Genomic DNA, 18,125 nt, shown 5'->3' with positions numbered 1-18,125 from the left:
GGGGCCTGCGGCGACAGGCCGTCGTGTCATCCCAAATTCGGTTGAGCCCTTGGGGATGGCGGATTTGGGCTTCGGCGGGATCCCATCACGCTGGCGCGATGGGTACCCTCCTCAGTCGCCGCGCGGACTTGCTGATCCGGTCCCCGCTTGGACCGAGCGGATAACCGTATCAGAGCCGCGCCAGCAGCTCCGCCTTCTTGGCGGAGAACTCCCCTTCGGTCAGCACGCCTTTCTTGTGCAGGTCGGCCAGCCGTTCGAGAATCGAGAGGATGTCGGCCGGGCCTGCACCCGTGGGGGCACCGGAGGGTGCGGCGTTCGGCCGGCTGGCGGCCGGCGCAGCCGGGCTGGCCGCGGGGGCGACCGATGACGACGCGAACGCGGCGGCGCTCGCATCCGCCGACGGTTTGGGCGCCGACGGCGCCGCCGCCGCATCCCGCTCGACCGGCGTCAGATCTTCCAGCGAGAAGCTCCCCTGCGGCCCGCTGAAACGTAGCGAGGAGGTGCCGCCCTGCTGCTGGCTCGCTCCGGTCACGAGGCGGTCCCCGGTGTCGTAGAGGGTCAGCCGCCCGTCGGTCTCGATGGCGAGGCGCCGCCGCTCGGGGAAGAAGGCGTAGCGCGTCGCGTTCTGTGCGCCCGCGCTCGACGGCAGCCCCAGTTCGTCCGGCCACCAATTGCCTGAAGCCGCTTCCTCGCGGAAGCCGGAGAGCGGCAGGGCTGCGGCGAGTTCGGTGCACAGGGCATCGACCTGCGCCTTCAGGGCATGGTCGTTCATGCGCCCGACCATCACCATACCGCCACGCGACCACTGGCCGAAGCCGCCGAGATCGGGGTGATCGAACTGGGCCATGTTGCCCTGTCCCGCCTGGAGCGCGCGCAGCAGATGGCGTACCGCCTCCAGGCTGACGCCGTGCCGCTCAGCCAGCGCTTGAAGCCCGGCGGGCCGATGCTCGGGATCTTCGATCATGGGCGATGGTCCCCCCTCGAACCTGTCCGTGTCGATCGATGAGGGGTCTTGCAACGCGAGCCCCCACCGTGAGTTTCGTCCAAGGCCTACCACATCCGCAGCGGCGCGCAGCGGATCGGGAAAAATTTGCTGCGTCGCGTCGGACGACACGGAGCTTCGCCGTTCCGTGCACGTTCAGAGTCCGGCTGGACCCGCGGGGACCGCCATAAGTGAGAATGGGACGATCGATGGCCGATACCGACAGGACTGCGACGCCGAGGCCGCGCACATCGCGCACGCGTATCCGCGAAGGCTCGCCGCATCCCCGCGGTGCGACCTGGGACGGCCGCGGCGTGAACTTCGCGCTGTTCTCGGCCCATGCCACGAAGGTCGAGCTGTGCCTGTTCGACGATGCCGGCGAGAACGAGATCGAGCGCATCGAGCTGCCCGAGTACACCGACGAGGTCTGGCACGGCTATCTGCCGGATGCGCGGCCCGGCACGATCTACGGCTACCGCGTCCACGGCCCCTACGAGCCCGAGGCCGGCCACCGCTTCAACCCGAACAAGCTCCTCATCGACCCCTACGCCAAGGGTCTGGTCGGCACGATCCAGTGGAACCCGGCCCTGTTCGGCTACAAGATGGAGACGGGCGACGACCTCACCTACGATGAGCGCGATTCGGCCCCCTACACCCGCCGCTCCCGCGTGATCGACCCGGCCTTCACCTGGGGCCGGGACGTGAAGCCCCGCGTGCCGTGGGAGCGCACGATCATCTACGAGACCCACGTCAAGGGCTTCACCAAGCTGCACCCGGCCGTGCCCGAGAAGCTGCGCGGCACCTATGCCGGCCTCGGCAATCCGGCGGTGCTCGACTACATCAAGAGCCTGGGCATCACCTCGGTCGAGCTGCTGCCGGTGCATTCCTTCGTGCAGGACGACTACCTGCAGCAGAAGGACCTCATCAATTACTGGGGCTACAACACCATCTCGTTCTTCACCCCCGCCCGGCGCTATGCGGCGGTGCCGGATTTCGCCTTCTCCGAGTTCAAGGAGATGGTGGCGCGCATGCACGGCGCCGGCCTCGAGGTGATCCTCGACGTGGTCTACAATCACACGGCCGAGGGCAACGAGAAGGGCCCGACCCTGTCGTTCAAGGGCGTCGACAACGCCTCCTACTACCGGCTGCTGCCGAACCAGCCGCGCTACTACATCAACGACACCGGCACCGGGAACACCTTCAACCTCTCGCATCCCCGCGTGCTGCAGCTCGTCACGGACTCGCTCCGTTACTGGGCGACCGAGATGCGGGTCGACGGCTTCCGCTTCGATCTGGCGACGATTCTCGGCCGCGAACCCTACGGCTTCGACGAAGGCGGCGGCTTCCTCGACACCTGTCGCCAGGATCCGGTGCTCAACGACGTCAAGCTCATCGCCGAGCCGTGGGATTGCGGCCCCGGCGGCTATCAGGTCGGCGGCTTCCCGCCGGGCTGGGCCGAGTGGAACGACCGGTTCCGCGACGACGTGCGCGGCTACTGGAAGGGCGATGCCGGGCTGCTGCCGGGGCTCGCCTCACGCATCACAGCCTCGGCCGACAAGTTCAACAAGCGCGGGCGCCGGCCCTGGGCTTCGGTGAACTTCATCACAGCCCATGACGGCTTCACGCTGAACGATACGGTCTCGTACAACGAGAAGCACAACGAGGCGAACGAGGAGGGCAACCGCGACGGGCACGGCCACAACCTCTCCTACAATTACGGTGTCGAGGGCCCGACCGACGATCCCGAGATCCGCTCTGTGCGCCTGCGCCAGATGCGCAACATGCTGGCCACCCTGTTCCTGTCGAAGGGCACGCCGATGCTGCTCGCCGGCGACGAGTTCGCCCGCACGCAGAAGGGCAACAACAACGCCTATTGCCAGGACAACGAGGTGAGCTGGGTCGATTGGGGCGCCATTGGCGAGGAGGAGCGGGATCTGGCCGAGTTCACGCAGCGCCTGATCCTGCTGCGCAACGCCCTGCCGATGCTGTCGCGCGGTCGCTTCGTCACGGGCGCCTACGACGAGGAGTTCGGCGTCAAGGACGTGACCTGGCTCACGCCGACCGGTACCGAGATGAGCCCGGAGAACTGGAACGACGGCAATTCGCGGACGCTGGCCGTATTGCTCGACGGGCGCGCCCAGGCGAGCGGCATCCACAAGCGCGGCGGCGATGCCACCCTGCTCTTGTTCTACAACGCCTATCACGACGTGGTGGACTTCACCTTCCCCGAGGCGCCGGGCGGCACCTCTTGGACGCGGCTGCTCGATACCAACCTGCCCGACAGCCAGGAGGTGGAGAGCTTCGCGGTCGGCGAGAGCTACTCGGTCACGGGCCGCTCGATGCTGATGTTCGTCCTCAAACCCGTCGAGAACGAGGACGAGGAGCACAGCGATATGGAGCGCTCCTACCAGTACGTGATGCAGGCCTTCGAGCGGGCGAATGTCGAGAGCGTGAGCTTCGGCATCGACGAGGAGGCCTGACGGTGCGGGCGAGGGGCCGGTCGCTAGAAGCGGTCCCTGCCGATTTCGATGGGCTCCGGAGCCTCTGCGCTCCGGAGCCTCTTTCCTTCCCGCAGCCTTATCTTACGCTCTGCCTTGCGGATGCGCCGGCCGTGCCGGCAGCCTCCCGAGACTTGTCACGCCGCGGGTTTGCATGACCGACAACATCCCCGAAAAACGACCCCACGGCGCCCATCCCAGTGTCGAGGCAGGTCCGGAGGGCCGCGAATTCGAGTCCGGCAACGGTATTTTCTTCGCTGCCGTCGCGATGACGCGCATGCCGATGGTGGTGGTCGATCCGAACCGGGACGACCACCCGATCGTGTTCGTCAACCAAGCCTTCCTCGAAATGACCGGCTACGCGCGGGACGAGGTGATCGGCCGCAACTGCCGCTTCCTCCAAGGCCCCGAGACCGATCCGGCGACGCGGGCGCAGGTGCGCGAGGCCGTCGCGGCGCGGCGCGACATGGCCACGGAGATCCTCAACTACCGCAAGGATGGCTCGAGCTTCTGGAACGCGCTGTTCGTGAGCCCGGTCTACAACGCGGCCGGGGACCTCCTGTACTTCTTCGGCTCGCAGCTCGACATCACCCGCCGCCGGATGGCGGAGGAATCGCTGCATCAAGCCCAGAAAATGGAGGCGATCGGCCAGCTCACCGGCGGGATCGCCCACGACTTCAACAACCTGCTCCAGGTGATCCTGGGCTACGCAGATTCGCTGGCGACCAACCTGGATCGGCCGGACGCCGACCGGGGCCGCATGGGGCGCGCGGTCGGCAATATCCGCGAGGCGGCCGAGCGGGCCTCGACGCTGACGCAGCAACTGCTCGCCTTTGCCCGCAAGCAGCGCCTCGACGGCCGCACCCTCAACCTCAACGACCTCGTCGCCGAGATGAAGGAGCTGGCCGGGCGCACGCTCGGCGACGCGGTGACGATCGAGACCGATCTCGCCCCCGACCTCTGGCCGTGCCGGATCGACCGGACCCAAGCCGAGGTCGCCCTGCTCAACGTCCTCATCAACGCCCGTGACGCGATGTCGGAGGGCGGGCGCGTCACCATCACGACCCGTAACGCGGAATCCAGCCGGCCGGACGGCTCGGGCCGGCTCGTGAGCGTCGCGGTGACCGATACGGGCGCCGGCATCCCCTCGGACATGCTGGCACGGGTGATGGACCCGTTCTTCACCACCAAGGAGGAGGGGAAAGGCACGGGGCTCGGCCTTTCGATGGTCTACGGTTTCGCCAAGCAATCCGGCGGCTTCGCACAGATCGAGTCGGTGATGGGGGAGGGGACGACCGTGCGTCTCGCGTTCCCGGCGAGCGACGAGGCCAGTGCGCCGGAGAGCGCGGCGCCGGCGGCCGTCGTCGAGGAGCGGCCGGGCACGGAAACGATCCTGATCGTGGACGATCGCGCCGACGTCGCCGAACTCGCCCGGGCGATCCTGCGCGATTACGGCTACGGCACGCTGATGGCCCGCCACGGCCGCGAGGCCCTGGAGATCCTGAACGACCACCCGGAGATCGACCTGCTGTTCTCCGACCTGATCATGCCCGGCGGCATGGACGGCCTGACGCTCGCCCGCGAGGCGCGCCGCCGCCACCCCGATCTGAAGATCCTGCTCACCACCGGCTATGCCGAGGCCAGCCTGGAGCGAACCGGGATCGAGCGTCCGGAGTTCGACATCCTGAACAAGCCGTACCGCCGCGCCGAGCTGATCCGGAGGGTGCGGGCAGCCATCGACGCGCCGGGCCGGAGCTGACCGGCGCGGGCAGATCGGGAGAGCACCATGGCTCAGGGCGACAAGTCGAAATACACCGACAAGCAGGTCCGCAAGGCGGAGCACATCGCCGAATCCTACGAGTCCCGCGGCGTGCCGGAAAAAGAAGCGGAGGCTCGCGCCTGGGCGACCGTCAACAAGGACGATGGCGGCGGCAAGAAGCCCGGCGGCTCGGGCCGCGGCAAGGCGACAGACCATCCCGCCGCGCACAAGGGCGGCCGCAGCGGCGGCACCGCCTCGGCTTCGCGCACGAAGGAGCAGCGCTCCGCCTCGGCCAGGAAGGCAGCCGAGACGCGCAAGCGGAATGCGGCGAAGAAGGCCGGCTGAGATTTCTCAACCCTCCCCCCTCGGTGGGGGGAGGGCGGTGAGGCTGGGGCCTCAGACGGCCATCGCCGTCTTAAGGTTCTCGTCGACCTTGTCGAGGAAGCCGTCGGTGGTGAGCCACTTCTGATCCGGGCCGACGAGGAGGGCGAGATCCTTCGTCATGTGACCGGCCTCGACCGTATCGACACAGACCTTCTCAAGGGTCCCGGCGAACTTTGCGAGATCGCCGTTGTCATCGAGCTTGGCCCGGTGCGACAGGCCGCGGGTCCAGGCGAAGATCGAGGCGATCGAGTTGGTCGAGGTCGCCTTGCCCTTCTGGTGCTCGCGGTAGTGGCGCGTCACGGTGCCGTGGGCGGCCTCCGCCTCCACGGTCTGGCCGTCCGGCGTCATCAGCACCGAGGTCATCAGGCCGAGCGAGCCGAAGCCCTGCGCCGCCGTGTCCGACTGCACGTCGCCGTCGTAGTTCTTGCAGGCCCAGACGTAGCCACCCGACCACTTCAGGCACGAGGCCACCATGTCGTCGATCAGGCGGTGCTCGTAGACGAGGCCGAGCGACTGGAACTTCGACTTGAACTCCTCGTCGAACACCTTCTGGAACAGATCCTTGAAGCGGCCGTCATAGACCTTGAGGATGGTGTTCTTGGTGCTCAGATAGACCGGGTATTTGCGGGCGAGGCCGTAGTTGAACGAGGCCCGGGCGAAATCGATGATCGACTGGTCGAGGTTGTACATCGACATCGCGACGCCGGCGTCGGGGAACTTGAACACTTCCTTCTCGATGACGGTGCCGTCGTCGCCCTCGAACTTGATCGTCAGGCGGCCCTTGCCCGGCACCTTGAAGTCGGTGGCGCGGTACTGGTCGCCGTAGGCGTGGCGGCCGATGACGAAGGGCTGGGTCCAGCCGGGCACGAGGCGCGGGACGTTGGAGCAGATGATCGGCTCGCGGAAGATGACGCCGCCGAGGATGTTGCGGATCGTGCCGTTGGGCGAACGCCACATCTCCTTGAGCTTGAACTCCTCGACGCGGGCCTCGTCCGGCGTGATCGTGGCGCATTTCACGCCGACACCGTGGCGCTTGATCGCCTCGGCCGCATCGACCGTCACCTGATCGTTCGTCGCGTCGCGGTGCTCGACGCCGAGATCGTAATAGTCGAGATCGAGATCGAGGTAGGGGTGGATGAGCTTGTTCTTGATCTCCGCCCAGATGATCCGGGTCATCTCGTCGCCGTCGAGCTCGACGACCGGATTGGCCACCTTGATCTTCGCCATGTCGGTCCCTCAGTTGCCCGGTGCCGCGCGCCCGGCCGGCTGCCCTTCGCGCGTCTCTCCGGAACCCTGTCGCCGCCCCTATAACGCAGCGCAGCAAGGCGACAAAGCCGGGCTCGAAGTGCCGGTTTCGGATGCGCGAAACTGTTACCCGCCCCTGCGGAACGGCAGCAGGCCGCGCAGGCGAAATCCGAGCCAGATCAGGATGGCGAGGGCGATCAGGTTCAGCGCGAGGGTGAAATCCTCCCGCGGAGCCAGCGAGAGGGCGTAGCCGCCCTTGCGCGCCGCATCGAACTGCCACCCGAGCACGAGCCCGCCCTCGGCAGGCGCGCGGAGAAAGACGTCGGCGAGCAGCCAGCCGCTCGCCGAGATACGGACGGTGAGCCCTGCGCTCACGAACCAGATCACCTGAGCGAGCTGCACCGGTACGGAGAGGGTGTAGCCCCAGCGTCGGTCCTGCCACAGCGCCACGCCCGCGACCACGCTTGCCGCCAGTACGAGACCGATGAACAGCACACCGGGCAGCAGCGTGAGCGGCACCGCGGCACCGGTCTGCATCAGGTCATGCAGGAAGGCCCAGAGGCCGACGAGGCCGCCCTGGATCTCGATCAGCGCCACGGCGGTGCGCAGGCCGTCGCGGTCGTTTCCGGTCTCCGTCATGGGAGGCGGGCATAAACGACGCGCCGTGCCGCGGCCACCCGGCGCGGTCACCGGCCAAAGCGAGTGTCGCTCCCGCGCAAGAGCGCACGCCACGGCCGCGCTAAGCGGCCTGGACAAACCCGGCCGGCGCTGCGACGACCCGCGCGTCAAGACAAACGGCCGATCACGAGGAAGGACACACCATGAGCGACCGCATCATCCTGCGCGCCGGCGAGGCCCTCGTCGCGGGCGGCCCGCCCAACACCGCGTCCGAACCCGAGGTCATCATCGGCGAGCTCGACGGGCCGGTCGGCACCGCGCTCGCCACCCTCACCGGCGATCAGGTCGTCGGCCACAGCCGCGTCTTCGCGCTCCTGAACACCGACATCATGGTCCGCCCGGTGACGCTGTGCGTCTCCAAGGTGAGCGTGACCGAGAACAAGTACACTTCGATCCTGATGGGCACGGTCCAGTACGCCATCGCCAACGGCGTGCTCGATGCGGTGCGGGCTGGCTACATTCCCAAGGAGAAGGCCAACGACCTCGGCATCATCTGCTCGGTCTGGCTCAGCCCCGGCGTGATCCAGGACGAGAACATCGACCACAAGGCGTTGTTCGAGATCCAGCGCAAGGGCATGACCGAGGCGATCCGCAAGGCCATGACCAACGAGCCCTCGATCGACTGGCTCCTAGAGAACCAGGACAAGATCGTGCACAAGTACTACCAGATGGGCCTCGACGGTAAGATCTGAGAATTTTGGAATGCGCGTCGGTGGCCTTGCCATCGGCGCGCATTCCTTTGCGTTACACCCGATAACAGTTATCCTCCCGCTTCCGCAGCGACGGGAGCAGCGACGATGCCGAGTAGCGCCGATCTCGGAGCCCGCCTCGAAAGCTATGTCACTTCGCTTGTGAAGGAGGGCCGCTACGGCTCTCGCAGCGAGGTTCTTCGCGAGGGCGTGCGCTTGTCGAGGAGCGCGAGAAGCGCCTATCGCTGCTCGATGCGGCCTTGGCCCGCGGCACCGCCGATGCCGACGCCGGCCGGGTGACACCGGCCGAAAACGTCAAGGCGCGATTGATCGCCAAATACGAATCAATGTCCGGCCCGGATGCATGATCGTCGTCTTCACCGCCGAGGCTGAAGCCGATCTGGAGCGCATCGGTGACTTCATCGCCCAGGACAATCTGCGCCGGGCGGCCAGCTTCGTCACCCAATTGCTCGAGCGGTGCCTGCAACTCGCTGAGTTTCCCGAAAGCTTTCCGCTGGTACCGCTTCACGCGGATAGCGGCGTGCGGCGGCGCTCCTACGGTTCCTACCTCATCTTCACCAGGCGCGCAGCGAGCGGATCGAGATCCTGCACGTCATGAGTGGGGTGCGAGATTGGGAATCGCTGCTCTTCCCGGATTGAGGCTGTGATCGCGGCGTGCGAGAGGGCGGCCATGAGCGCCCCCGTCGTCATCCTGGTCGAGCCGCAACTTGCTGAGAACATCGGCATGACCGCCCGCGCCATGGCGAATTTCGGTTTGTCCGAGTTGCGCCTGGTGGCGCCCAAGAACGGCTGGCCGAAGAAGGGCGTGCGCGAGGCGGCCTCCGGCGCGACCTACGTGCTCGATGGGGCCAAGGTCTACGCCACGCTGCCGGAAGCCATCGCCGACCTGCATGGTCTCCTCGCCACCACCGCCCGCGAGCGCGGACAGATGAAGCGGGTCTTCGCCCCCGAGGACGCCATGACGGCCACCGCCGAGCGAATCGGCCGCGGCGAGCGGATCGGGCTGATGTTCGGGCGCGAGCGGGTGGGCTTGAGCAACGACGAGGTGTCGCTGGCCGACGCCATCGTCACCTTCCCGGTGACGGAGGAATTTCCCTCGCTCAACCTCGCCCAGGCCGTGCTGCTGATGGGCTACGAGTGGCGCCGCGCCGCCGGCCTCGCCACCCTGCGCTTCTCCGGCGAAATGCTCTCGCCGCCCGCCACCCGCGAAGCGATGCTTTCGCTGTTCGCGAGCCTTGAGGAGACTCTGGCGGGCGCCGGCTTCTACCCGCCGGAGAAGCAGGAGATCATCGCCCGCAACATGCGCGACATGCTCCACCGCATGGCGATGACCGAGCAGGACGTGCGCACCTTCCGCGGGGCGCTGCGGGCGCTGAACCGAAAGGCCCGCAAGAGCGACGAGGCGTAGGGCCTACCGCTGCACCAATCCGAAGCGCGTCAGGCAGACATGCTTGGCGAGCGACGCGGGTGCGATCGGCACCGCGGGCGTCGTCCCGTAGGGTTCTCCGGTGGCGGTGTCCTCAGGCGCGCGAAAGGCGCCGGGGACGTAGGTGGTCTCGCACTGCTCGAACTTGTTGCAGACGGCGAGCTTGGTGCAGATCGTCCGGCCTGCCTGCTCGTAGACGTAGTAAGTCGCCCCGGAATAGGGCGGCCGGGGGAAGGACTCGGTCCGCACCGTCGTGACGTCCGCGGCGCTCGCCGCCACCGGCGATACGAGCGCCGCGAGAAGTCCCCATCCGACGCCTGCGCGCATCACCCGCCTCTTCCCCCGACGCCCGAGCATCAATCGATCCGGATCACGATCTTGCCGACATGCGCAGCCTCGGCCAAGGCTTTGAGGGCGCTGGGCGCCTCGTCGAAACCGTAGACCCGGTCGATCACCGGCTTGATCCCGTGCAGGGCGATCGAGCGGTTCATGTCCTCGAACATCTCCCGCGAGCCGACGGCGACGCCGCGCACGATGCAGCTCGCGCCGAGGATCGCCAGCGGGTCGAACGCCTCGCCCTGGGCCAGCAGGCCGATCAAGCCGATATGCCCGCCGGGCCGGGTCGAGGCGATGGAACGCGGAAGCGTCCCGGTGCCGCCGACCTCGACCACGTGATCGACGCCCGTTCCGCCGGTCAGCCGGCGCACCTCGCTCTCCCAATCGGGATGGGCGCGGTAGTTGATGGTCTCGTGCGCGCCAAGCGCGCGGGCCCGCTCCAGCTTGGCATCGCTCGACGAGGTCGCGATGACCCGCGCCCCGGCCGCGTGGGCGAGCTGGATCGCGAAGATCGAGACGCCGCCGGTGCCGAGCGTCAGCACCGTCTCGCCGGCCCGCAGAGCTTTCAGCCCGTAGAGTGCATTCCAGGCCGTCACGGCCGCGCAGGGCAAAGTCGCCCCTTCCTCGAAGCTGAGATGATCGGGCAGCGTGACCAACCCGTCCTCGTCGAACACCTGATACTCGGTCAGCACCCCGTCGATGGCGCCGCCGAGCGCGGTCTGCCACGTGTCGGGTACCTGCGCGCCGCCAAGCCAGCTCTGCGAGAAGATGCCGGCGACCCGCTCGCCGCCGGTGAAGCGGCGTACGCCTTCGCCGAGCGCGACGACCTCGCCGGCCCCGTCCGAGAGCGGGATCAACCGGTCGAGATTGACCGCGAACGGGTAACGGCCCTGGCAGATCAGCAGGTCGCGGTAATTGAGGGAAGCCGCACGGATTCGCACCAGAACCTGCCCGCGGCCCGGTTCGGGTGTCGGGCGCTCGGCACTCTTCCAACTGTCGAGGCCGGCGGCGGCGGACATCTCGTAGGCGCGCATGGCGGTCTCTCCTGCGGTTTCGCATCTGGGTCGGACGCAGGCGAACATGGGAAAGAGGCCGCCCGAAGGCGACCTCTTCGTCACGACACGCCAACCCGTCCGCCGGGCTTCGGACTCGTTTAGGCTGCCCGCACCGTCGCCAGGAAGCGGCTCACCTCCGCCGAGAGCTGCTCGGACTGGCGCGACAACTCGGAGGCCGCGCCGAGCACTTGGCCCGCCGCCGCGCCGGTCTCTTCGGAGGCGCGGGCGACGCCGGCGATGTTGCTCGTCACCTCGGCCGTGCCGGTCGAGGCTTGGGCGACGTTGCGCACGATTTCCTGCGTCGCCGCGCCCTGCTGCTCGACCGCCGCGGCGATGCCGGTGGCGACGCCGTTGATCTCGCGGATGCGGCCGGAAATGCCGCCGATGGCCGAGACCGCCTGATCGGTCGCGACCTGGATCGTGCCGATCTGCTGCGCGATTTCGCTGGTTGCCCGCGCGGTCTGGTTGGCGAGTTCCTTGACCTCGGCGGCGACCACCGCGAAGCCGCGGCCAGCCTCCCCGGCACGGGCCGCCTCGATGGTGGCGTTGAGCGCCAACAGGTTGGTCTGCCCGGCAATCGTCGAGATCATCGACACCACGTCGCCGATCTTGGCAGCCGCGCTCGACAGGTTCTGGACCAGACCGGCAGTTTGGTCGGCCTCGCCGACCGCGGCCTGGGCGAGGTCGGACGAGCTGGCCACCTGCCGGCCGATCTCGTGCACGGAGGCGCCAAGTTCCTCCGCTGCGGCCGCGACGGTCCCCACATTGGTCGCCGCCTCTTCGGCCGCGGAGGCCACGGTGACGGATTGCGAGGCCGTCTCGTCGGCGGTTCCCGACATGGTCTGGGCCGTCGCCTGCAACTCGGTCGCCGCCGAGGTCACGCTGCCGATGATCCCGCCGACGGCCGCCTCGAAGCTGTCGGCCATCGCCCGCATCGCGGCCTTCCGCTGCTCCTCGGCCGAAGCGCGGGCGAGCGCCGTCTCGGCTTCCAGGGCGCGGGTGCGGATCAGGTTATCCTTGAACACCTGGACGGCGGCGGCCATCGCACCGATCTCGTCCCGGCGCTGACGGTACGGCACGGGTGTCTCGACGTCGCCCGCAGCGAGCGCACCCATCATGCCGGTGATGCCGGTGATCGGCCGCGAGATCCGCAGCAGGCCGAACGCCATCGCAAAGAGAGCGAAGAGCACGGCGATGGCCATCGTGACGATCGCGGCGATCGAAGCGGTCTCGACATTGCCGACCGCGGCGGACGCGTCGCGCGTGGAGCCGTCGCGATTGAGGCTGATCGCGCGGGCGATCACGTCGCTCGCTTGGCCGTACACGGAGAGCAGGCCCGGCCCGACCAGTTCCGCCATGGCCTCCCGCTGCTGGCCCCGCTCCATCATCGCGATGATATGGCGGCTCGCATCATCGTAGCGGGACCACAGCTCGGAAAACTGCGTGTAGAGCGCGCGCTCCTCCGGGGACGAGATCAGGGGCTCGTAGCGCTTGCGCGCCGCCGCCATGTCGGCCACCGCCCGCTCGTAAAGGTTCCGGTTCGCAACCAGCGCCTCGGGATCGATCGATGTCGTGACGATCCGATACTGCCGCAGGCGCATCTGGCTTGCAGCCGTCCCCATCTCGTTGACGGCGACGACGGATGGAAGCCAGTTGGTGGCAACCGCATCGACACCTCGGCGGATCGACGACAGCTCCATGAGGGATACGGCGCCCTGGCCGATCGTAATGAGCGTGACCCCGCCGAACAGGGCAACGAGAGCAGCTTTGAGAGAGAAGCGCATCGGAGGGGAGAGGCGCGTAAGATGCTGAAGTGTCCGCCGCGCACGGATCATCCAGGTCTGCTGACAAAAAAGTGATAAATGAAATTTCTTAACGAGAGGATTAAAATGACCCCTCCCGTTACTTGGGACAAGCCTCTCTCAGCGGGTCGAAGATGCTACTTAAGTCGCAGCTTTCTTCAGTTGCAGGCCATGGGTGACGTAGACCAGCTCTGAACTCTATCAATATGAGTCTTTCGCAACCGAGCGATTTATGGATTAGTTTTCTCAGTAACTCAAATCAACATATGAAATTCGGTCGATTTTCTGACCATAAGCAATGGGTAAGGCACGTTTTTGCGAAACAAAATGATCGCAAAAATCCAACGTCGGAGACCAAGGCGCAGCAAACAATATCGACTTGGAAGTATTTGGAGGCCCGCATCCGACGCAATTAGTCAGTCGGTAGGTGTACCCCGGCGTCGAGCGCAGATCCTCTTCCGTCGATCCATCGTGCCAGCCGCGTAAGCCGCAATGGTCAGGGTCTGATCTCGATCGGCGTGCCGACATCCACGCGGGCGTAGATTGCGCGCATCTCGGCATTGGTGACGCCGACGCAGCCCTGGGTCCAGTCCCTCAGCCGATGCAGGTGGCCGAGCCAGGAAAAGCCGTTCATCAGCCCGTGGATCATGATGTCCCCGCCGGGCGGATAGCCTCCGGCCCGTGCCGCCGCCGCATCGGCCGGGGAAGGGTAGGACACCTTGAGCGAGAGATGGGCGACGCTGCGCGGGTTGCGGAACGCGATCGCATAGACGCCCTCGGGCGTGCGCCCGTCGCCTTCGCGCGCCTTGTGCCCTTCCGGCGCGAAACCGAGCGACACCGGGTAGGTCGCGAGCACACGCCCCTCGCGCAGCAGGGTCAGGCGGCGCGCCGCCTTCTCCACGAGAACGCGGTCGGCGCGCTCGGCCTCGGCCACCAGCGGGGGCTCGGTGCGGCCGACTTGCAGGAAGTCGGCGAGGACGACGGCACCGGAGCCGAGGACGGCGAGGCCGCCGATCGCAACAGCGATGCGCCCGCGCCGTCCCATCGCGGCGTCAGCCGATCTTCGCGAGGGCCTGCTCGATATCGGCGATGAGATCCTCGGGATCCTCCAGGCCGATCGAGAGACGTACGGTCTCGGGGCCGACGCAGGCCGCCGCGCGCTCCTCGGGGCGGAGCTGACGATGGGTCGTGGTGGCCGGATGGATCACGAGCGACTTGATCTCGCCGATGTTCACGAGGTGCGAGACCAGTTCCAGGTTCGCGATGAACGCCAGGGCCGCCGGCTCGCCACCCTTCAGTGCGAAGGTGAAGATCGAGCCCGGCCCCTGCGGCACGTAGCGGTTGGCCAGCGCCTCGCCCTTCTGGCCCGGAAGCGCCGGATAGCTCACCCACTCCACGGCCGGATGGTCCTTGAGGTAGGCGGCGACCGCCTTGGCGTTGGCGCAGTGGCGGGCCATCCGCAGCGGCAGGGTCTCGATGCCGGTGAGCGTGAGGAAGGCATTCATCGGCGAGAGGCCGGGGCCGAGGTCGCGCAGGCCGAACAGGCGGCAAGCCACGGCAAAGCTGATCTCGGGAAAGCGATCGCTGACGATCAGCCCGTCATAGTCCGGCCAGGGATCGTTGATGAGGTTGTAGCGCGAGCCCTGCGCCTTCCAATCGAAGGTGCCAGCATCGCAGATCATGCCGCCGATCACCTGGCCCGAACCGCCGAGGAACTTCGAGGTCGAGTGGACTACGATGTCGGCGCCGTACTCGATCGGGCGGATCAGGGCGGGCGAGGCCAGGGTGTTGTCGATGACGAGCGGCAGGCCGTGGCGCTTGGCGACCGCGGCGATACCCTCGATATCCATCACCGTAGCGCAGGGATTGACGATCGACTCGCAGATAATCGCCTTGGTCTGCGGCGTGATCGCGGCCTCGAACGCCTCCGGCGTCAGGTCCGCGGCGAAGTGCGGCGTCAGGTCGTAGCGCCCTTCGAGGCGGCGCATCAGGCCGAGCGAGCCGCCGAACAGACGCGGGGAGGCGACATAGGCGTCGCCCGTCTGCATCAGCGTCATCATCACCAGCAGCACCGCCGACTGCCCGGACGAGACGGCGACCGCCGCCTTGGCGCCCTCCAGCGCGGCAACCCGGCGCTCGAGCGCGGCGACCGTCGGGTTCGAGCCGCGCGAATAGGAGAAGCCGGTCTTGCGCATGGCGAAGATGTCGGCGGCCTGCTCGGTCGAGTCGAAGACGAAGCCGTTGGTGAAGTAGATCGGCTGCACCCGCGCGCCGGTGGCGGGATCGGGGGCGGCGCCCGCATGGACCGCCTGCGTGGCGAAGCGGAGGGTTTTTGGCTCGGCGGTCATGGCGGGACCTGAACTGATCGGTCTGTCGGCGCGCGGAGTACGCCGCTCTCACGCGCCTTCTGCCGCGAAACGACCCGCGGCGAAACCCGCGATTGGCCCCTGCGCGCATCGGCCATGCGCGCAACGTCTGCGGAACGCGGTCAGGCCGCGCTCTTGAGGCAGGCCTTAAGGGTGCGCACGAGCATGGTCGGCGCGTAGGGCTTGGGGATGAAGCGTGCGCCGTCGGGCATGTCGCCGGGGCCGGGGGTTCCCATGCCTGAGACGATCAGCACCGGGATCTCCGGCCAGCGGTGGGCGACGAGGCGGGCCAGGGCGAAGCCGTCCATCGAGCCCATCGGCATGTCGACGTCGGTCATGACGATCCCGACATCGGGCCGGCCCTCCAGCAGGTCGAGCGCCTTGTCGGCATGATGCGCTTCGATGACGTTGAAACCGGCCTCCGCCAGCGTGTCGGAGGCCTCCATCAGCAGCAGACCGTCATCTTCGACGAGGAGGACGACGGGCGACTCTGTCGGGTTCTCTGTCATAAGCCTGCAAACGATTTCGGACCGACACTGGTTGCGGGCCTAATTCGCACCTGCAGCGAGGTCAAGGAAGGGACGACCCGCAATTGTGCAGAGCGGGATAGTCAACCTTGACCTTACATCGACCGGCGATGACCCCGTTTGTCTCGCAAGTGCGGGGCGGCGAGCGTCCGTCTGACGCACGGTGAATTGGTCTCATACCAAATCCGTTTGATCCCTTCGGGATGGCGGATTTGGGCTTCGAGGGTACCCATCGCGCTGGCGCGATGGGTACCCTCCTCAAGGGCTACGCGGGCTTGATGATACGGTCCCCGCTTGGATCAAGCGGGGACCGTATCAGGCATGCGCCGGGACGGGGGCCGGCCGCACCGACAGACGCTCCAGCGCCTCCGGCCGCGGCCCGCCGGTCGCCCAGTCGAGCAGTTCGACCGTGTGCAGGATCGGGATGTCGGTGCCCTTCCCGATCTGGGTCGCGCAGCCGATGTTGCCGGTGGCGATGATGTCGGGCCGGACGCGCTCGATGTTGGCGACCTTGCGGTCACGCAGCCGGGCGGCGATCTCCGGCTGGAGGATGTTGTAGGTGCCGGCCGAGCCGCAGCAGATATGGCCCTCCGGCACGTCCTTGACCGTGAAGCCCGCCTTCTTGAGGAGGGTCTTCGGTTCGGTACGGATGGCCTGCCCGTGCTGCATTGAGCAGGCGGAATGATAGGCGACCACGAGGTCGGTATCCTCCACCGGCGGCAGCAGGCCGATCTCGGCCATGTACTCGGTCACGTCCCTCGCGAGACCTGAGACCCGCGCAGCCTTCTCGGCATAGGCCGGGTCGTCGCGGAACATGAAGCCGTAATCCTTGATCGTCGTGCCGCAGCCGGACGCGGTGACGACGATGGCATCGAGGCCGGGCCCGTCCATCTCGGCGATCCAGGCGTCGATCGTGCGTTTGGCGTGGCCGTGGGCGGAGTGCTCCTTGCCCATGTGGTGGGTCAGTGCGCCGCAGCAGCCCTCGCCCTTGGGCAGGACCACCTCGACCCCGTGGCGGTTGAGCAGGCGGATCGCCGCCTCGTTGAAGTCCGGCCGCAGCACGCTCTGGGCGCAGCCGCGCAGCAGCGCGACCCGGCCGCGGCGTTTGGCCGGCGCCTTGTCCTCACCGGTCTGGAAGAGGTCGCTGATCTCCTGCGCCGACGTGTCGGCGGGGAAGGTACCGGGCCGGTCGGTGCGGTTGCGGTTCGGCAGCTGCGCCGGGGCGAGGTCGAGCATCGCCGCGAGCCGGTTGCCGACCCGCGGCAGACGGGCGACCAGCGGCCGGAACGGCGACCCGATCTTGGCCGCGAGCAAGGCAAGCCGGAAGCGGTTCGGGTAGGGCAGGACGAAGGCAAGCACCGCGCGCAAGGCGCGGTCGGAGAGCGGGCGCGCGTAGGTCTTCTCGATATGCGTGCGGGCGTGATCGACAAGGTGCATGTAGTGCACCCCCGACGGGCAGGTCGTCATGCAGGACAGGCACGAGAGGCAGCGATCGACGTGCTTGACCACCTCGCGGCTCGCCGGCTTGCCGCCCTCCAGCATGTCCTTGATGAGGTAGATGCGGCCGCGGGGTGAATCGAGTTCGTCGCCGAGCAGGAGGTAGGTCGGGCAGGTCGCGGTGCAGAATCCGCAATGCACGCAGGTGCGCAGGATCTTCTCCGAGGCCGCCATGGCGGGGTCGGCGAGCTGCTCGGGGGCGAAATTGGTCTGCACGACACGCCTCGATGCGGTTTCTTGCTTCTCGCTCGAGTCTTAGAACCGTTCGCGCGGGCGAGGCAATCGGAACGGTTCTAAGCTGTTGCTGTGTCGCACGCCCTCACACCGAGGGCCGGCGCGCCGGTTCGGTGGGATCGACCCGGCGAGCCGGCGTCACCGGTCCCGCGAGACGGTGAGCACGCGGGCGATCAACCAGATCGGCACCACCACCGCCGCGCCCGCGAGGATCCAGCGACCGAAATCGTGGAAGGTGTCGAGCCCGAGGTCGATCAAGGAGCGGGTGAAATCGTAGAGCTGCCAGAACAGCAGGCCCGGCGTCAGGCCGAACATCGCCATGACCGCACCGACGAGCACGGACAGGAACAGCAGCTTCACGAGCACCGCCGCGGGCGAGCCGCCGAGGAAACGGTTGAGGCCGGAGCGTCGGCGGGGGCCCCCATAGCGTGGATCGACGCGCGGATCGGCCGGGTAGGCGCCGGAGTCGAGCGGGGCGCGGCGCCGCGAGTCGTGATCGCCGATCATTCTGCCGATATCCTTGCTGGGCCTTGGCACGATGGGTCATGGCACCCTCGCAACGCCGTTGCTGCTTCGCCACACCTCTGCGAAACCGGGACGCCGCCGCATCATTCGACGCATTCGGG

Annotated in this window: 17 protein-coding genes and 1 pseudogene; 7 read left to right on the top strand and 11 right to left on the bottom strand. The window is 67.5% G+C overall.

Features of this window, described 5'->3' with window-relative positions:
* Positions 1–169 precede the first annotated feature (169 nt).
* On the bottom strand, positions 170–964 hold the full coding sequence (locus MKK50_RS03390) for an SHOCT domain-containing protein (protein WP_499020379.1): 795 nt from the start codon (positions 962–964) through the stop codon (positions 170–172).
* 227 nt (positions 965–1,191) lie between these two features.
* On the opposite strand from MKK50_RS03390, the gene glgX reads away from it, so the two are divergent.
* The 3 genes from glgX to MKK50_RS03375 all read left to right on the top strand — a co-directional run bounded on the left by glgX (position 1,192) and on the right by MKK50_RS03375 (position 5,584).
* Positions 1,192–3,462 carry a glycogen debranching protein GlgX gene (gene glgX, locus MKK50_RS03385; RefSeq protein ID WP_499020377.1) on the top strand — a complete coding sequence of 757 codons (2,271 nt, stop codon included), beginning with the start codon at positions 1,192–1,194 and terminating at the stop codon, positions 3,460–3,462.
* 172 nt (positions 3,463–3,634) lie between these two features.
* Entirely contained in the window at positions 3,635–5,239 is a 1,605-nt protein-coding gene (locus tag MKK50_RS03380) for a hybrid sensor histidine kinase/response regulator (protein WP_499020375.1), read from the top strand.
* 27 nt (positions 5,240–5,266) lie between these two features.
* Positions 5,267–5,584 carry a plasmid stabilization protein gene (locus tag MKK50_RS03375; RefSeq protein ID WP_499020373.1) on the top strand — a complete coding sequence of 106 codons (318 nt, stop codon included), beginning with the start codon at positions 5,267–5,269 and terminating at the stop codon, positions 5,582–5,584.
* A gap of 51 nt (positions 5,585–5,635) precedes the next feature.
* Here MKK50_RS03375 and MKK50_RS03370 read toward each other — a convergent pair whose 3' ends face one another.
* Together MKK50_RS03370 and MKK50_RS03365 are read right to left on the bottom strand one after the other, a co-directional pair.
* Positions 5,636–6,850: an NADP-dependent isocitrate dehydrogenase gene (locus tag MKK50_RS03370; RefSeq protein ID WP_499020371.1), complete on the bottom strand. Its 1,215-nt coding sequence runs from the start codon at positions 6,848–6,850 to the stop codon at positions 5,636–5,638.
* Between the two features lie 144 nt (positions 6,851–6,994).
* Entirely contained in the window at positions 6,995–7,507 is a 513-nt protein-coding gene (locus tag MKK50_RS03365) for a hypothetical protein (RefSeq protein ID WP_499020369.1), read from the bottom strand.
* Between the two features lie 182 nt (positions 7,508–7,689).
* Between MKK50_RS03365 and MKK50_RS03360 the strand changes: the two genes are divergently transcribed.
* The 4 genes and pseudogenes from MKK50_RS03360 to MKK50_RS03345 all read left to right on the top strand — a co-directional run bounded on the left by MKK50_RS03360 (position 7,690) and on the right by MKK50_RS03345 (position 9,664).
* Complete coding sequence (locus MKK50_RS03360; RefSeq protein ID WP_133090371.1) at positions 7,690–8,238, top strand: formaldehyde-activating enzyme; 549 nt, start codon at positions 7,690–7,692, stop codon at positions 8,236–8,238.
* Between the two features lie 105 nt (positions 8,239–8,343).
* Positions 8,344–8,603 (top strand): annotated as a pseudogene (locus MKK50_RS03355) (type II toxin-antitoxin system ParD family antitoxin).
* Positions 8,600–8,854 carry a type II toxin-antitoxin system RelE/ParE family toxin gene (locus tag MKK50_RS03350; protein ID WP_499020367.1) on the top strand — a complete coding sequence of 85 codons (255 nt, stop codon included), beginning with the start codon at positions 8,600–8,602 and terminating at the stop codon, positions 8,852–8,854. The pseudogene MKK50_RS03355 and the gene MKK50_RS03350 overlap by 4 nt, the downstream one beginning before the upstream one ends.
* A gap of 72 nt (positions 8,855–8,926) precedes the next feature.
* Entirely contained in the window at positions 8,927–9,664 is a 738-nt protein-coding gene (locus tag MKK50_RS03345; RefSeq protein ID WP_499020366.1) for an RNA methyltransferase, read from the top strand.
* A 3-nt stretch (positions 9,665–9,667) separates the two neighbouring features.
* On the opposite strand, the gene MKK50_RS03340 is transcribed toward MKK50_RS03345, so the two are convergent.
* The 8 genes from MKK50_RS03340 to MKK50_RS03305 form a co-directional block, all read right to left on the bottom strand.
* Positions 9,668–10,009, bottom strand: a complete 342-nt coding sequence (locus MKK50_RS03340; RefSeq protein WP_499020365.1) for a hypothetical protein — start codon at positions 10,007–10,009, stop codon at positions 9,668–9,670.
* 29 nt (positions 10,010–10,038) lie between these two features.
* Complete coding sequence (locus tag MKK50_RS03335; RefSeq protein ID WP_499020363.1) at positions 10,039–11,052, bottom strand: zinc-dependent alcohol dehydrogenase family protein; 1,014 nt, start codon at positions 11,050–11,052, stop codon at positions 10,039–10,041.
* A gap of 119 nt (positions 11,053–11,171) precedes the next feature.
* Positions 11,172–12,857 carry a methyl-accepting chemotaxis protein gene (locus MKK50_RS03330; RefSeq protein WP_499020362.1) on the bottom strand — a complete coding sequence of 562 codons (1,686 nt, stop codon included), beginning with the start codon at positions 12,855–12,857 and terminating at the stop codon, positions 11,172–11,174.
* Between the two features lie 514 nt (positions 12,858–13,371).
* Positions 13,372–13,920 (bottom strand): L,D-transpeptidase family protein, encoded by a 549-nt coding sequence (locus MKK50_RS03325; RefSeq protein WP_499020361.1) that lies wholly within the window; start codon positions 13,918–13,920, stop codon positions 13,372–13,374.
* Between the two features lie 7 nt (positions 13,921–13,927).
* Positions 13,928–15,223, bottom strand: a complete 1,296-nt coding sequence (locus MKK50_RS03320; protein ID WP_499020360.1) for an O-acetylhomoserine aminocarboxypropyltransferase/cysteine synthase family protein — start codon at positions 15,221–15,223, stop codon at positions 13,928–13,930.
* A gap of 140 nt (positions 15,224–15,363) precedes the next feature.
* The gene (locus tag MKK50_RS03315) at positions 15,364–15,750 is read right to left on the bottom strand and encodes a response regulator (RefSeq protein WP_253371132.1); all 387 of its coding nucleotides are present in this window, start codon (positions 15,748–15,750) and stop codon (positions 15,364–15,366) included.
* Positions 15,751–16,083: 333 nt separating this feature from the next.
* Positions 16,084–17,481: a heterodisulfide reductase-related iron-sulfur binding cluster gene (locus MKK50_RS03310; RefSeq protein WP_499020359.1), complete on the bottom strand. Its 1,398-nt coding sequence runs from the start codon at positions 17,479–17,481 to the stop codon at positions 16,084–16,086.
* Positions 17,482–17,637: 156 nt separating this feature from the next.
* On the bottom strand, positions 17,638–18,006 hold the full coding sequence (locus tag MKK50_RS03305) for a DUF6460 domain-containing protein (RefSeq protein WP_499020358.1): 369 nt from the start codon (positions 18,004–18,006) through the stop codon (positions 17,638–17,640).
* Positions 18,007–18,125: the final 119 nt, after the last annotated feature.

The organism is Methylobacterium sp. J-043, from assembly GCF_022829505.1.
Taxonomy (GTDB): domain Bacteria; phylum Pseudomonadota; class Alphaproteobacteria; order Rhizobiales; family Beijerinckiaceae; genus Methylobacterium; species Methylobacterium extorquens_A.
Note: the sequence above shows the minus strand (reverse complement) of the source record. Positions and strands in the feature narration are given on the sequence as shown.

Coding starts and splice junctions, on each gene's coding strand:
- MKK50_RS03340 (WP_499020365.1), bottom strand. CDS start 10,009: ATGCGCGCAGGCGTCGGATGGGGACTTCTCGCGGCGCTCGTATCGCCG.
- MKK50_RS03330 (WP_499020362.1), bottom strand. CDS start 12,857: ATGCGCTTCTCTCTCAAAGCTGCTCTCGTTGCCCTGTTCGGCGGGGTC.
- glgX (WP_499020377.1), top strand. CDS start 1,192: ATGGCCGATACCGACAGGACTGCGACGCCGAGGCCGCGCACATCGCGC.
- MKK50_RS03375 (WP_499020373.1), top strand. CDS start 5,267: ATGGCTCAGGGCGACAAGTCGAAATACACCGACAAGCAGGTCCGCAAG.
- MKK50_RS03360 (WP_133090371.1), top strand. CDS start 7,690: ATGAGCGACCGCATCATCCTGCGCGCCGGCGAGGCCCTCGTCGCGGGC.
- MKK50_RS03390 (WP_499020379.1), bottom strand. CDS start 964: ATGATCGAAGATCCCGAGCATCGGCCCGCCGGGCTTCAAGCGCTGGCT.
- MKK50_RS03335 (WP_499020363.1), bottom strand. CDS start 11,052: ATGCGCGCCTACGAGATGTCCGCCGCCGCCGGCCTCGACAGTTGGAAG.
- MKK50_RS03350 (WP_499020367.1), top strand. CDS start 8,600: ATGATCGTCGTCTTCACCGCCGAGGCTGAAGCCGATCTGGAGCGCATC.
- MKK50_RS03320 (WP_499020360.1), bottom strand. CDS start 15,223: ATGACCGCCGAGCCAAAAACCCTCCGCTTCGCCACGCAGGCGGTCCAT.
- MKK50_RS03380 (WP_499020375.1), top strand. CDS start 3,635: ATGACCGACAACATCCCCGAAAAACGACCCCACGGCGCCCATCCCAGT.
- MKK50_RS03365 (WP_499020369.1), bottom strand. CDS start 7,507: ATGACGGAGACCGGAAACGACCGCGACGGCCTGCGCACCGCCGTGGCG.
- MKK50_RS03370 (WP_499020371.1), bottom strand. CDS start 6,850: ATGGCGAAGATCAAGGTGGCCAATCCGGTCGTCGAGCTCGACGGCGAC.
- MKK50_RS03325 (WP_499020361.1), bottom strand. CDS start 13,920: ATGGGACGGCGCGGGCGCATCGCTGTTGCGATCGGCGGCCTCGCCGTC.
- MKK50_RS03315 (WP_253371132.1), bottom strand. CDS start 15,750: ATGACAGAGAACCCGACAGAGTCGCCCGTCGTCCTCCTCGTCGAAGAT.
- MKK50_RS03305 (WP_499020358.1), bottom strand. CDS start 18,006: ATGATCGGCGATCACGACTCGCGGCGCCGCGCCCCGCTCGACTCCGGC.
- MKK50_RS03345 (WP_499020366.1), top strand. CDS start 8,927: ATGAGCGCCCCCGTCGTCATCCTGGTCGAGCCGCAACTTGCTGAGAAC.